Genomic DNA, 706 nt, shown 5'->3' with positions numbered 1-706 from the left:
GGTGTTACTTGATCTGTGCGGTGATGGTGGCGGTGCCGACGAGGAGGCCGCGCTTGACGGCGTCGGTGCCGAAGGTCTTGTTCAGCAGGCCGGCGGCGTCTTCGGAGATGTGGACGGTGGTGCCGGTGAGGATGGCGTTGTCGCCCTCGAGCTGGAGGGGCTTGAGGGAGCCGCCGTGCAGCTCGAACAGGAACGCGTTGGCCGCGGCGACCTTGCCGTTGACGAGGACGTCGCCGTAGAGCTTGGACGAGCCCGGGTTCACGACGAAGTTCTCCAGCGTGACGGTGGTGTCGCCGGCCTTCAGGGTCAGACCCGAGTCGTCGTGGTTCAGCAGGCCCTGCACGTACGGGCGGTAGTTGCCATCCGGCGACCAGTAGGTGACCGACCCGGCGGTGATCGGGAACGACACCGACCCGTCAGCGAGGGTCGCATCGCCGGAGACGCCGGGGGTGAGCTTCAGGGCGGTGAGGGCGTCGGTGAAGCCGGAGTCGAGCTTCACGGCGGTGGAGCCACCGAGGACCTCGGGGACCGAGGCGACGGGTGCGGGGATCTTCGACTCGGACGACGAGGACACCGTGTGCACGTTCGGGGTCGCGGCCTGGGCGGAGGAGATCCCGAACGCGGCACCGCCGAGGACGAGGGCGCCGGTCGTGGCGAGGGTGATGGAGGTCTTGAGGCTCTTACGCATCGTGATCAGTCCTTTGCT

The 706-nt window shown here is 68.0% G+C and carries 1 protein-coding gene; it reads right to left on the bottom strand.

Annotation, left to right across the window (positions count from 1 at the left end):
- Nucleotides 1–4: 4 nt before the first annotated feature.
- Nucleotides 5–688, bottom strand: a complete 684-nt coding sequence (locus tag DEJ12_RS17745) for a hypothetical protein (protein ID WP_110865654.1) — start codon at nt 686–688, stop codon at nt 5–7.
- Nucleotides 689–706 lie beyond the last annotated feature (18 nt).

Source organism: Curtobacterium sp. MCLR17_059 (genome assembly GCF_003234665.1).
In the GTDB taxonomy this organism is placed as follows: Bacteria; Actinomycetota; Actinomycetes; order Actinomycetales; family Microbacteriaceae; genus Curtobacterium; species Curtobacterium flaccumfaciens.
This window is presented reverse-complemented; position numbering and strand designations above follow the sequence as displayed.

Coding starts and splice junctions, on each gene's coding strand:
- DEJ12_RS17745 (WP_110865654.1), bottom strand. CDS start 688: ATGCGTAAGAGCCTCAAGACCTCCATCACCCTCGCCACGACCGGCGCC.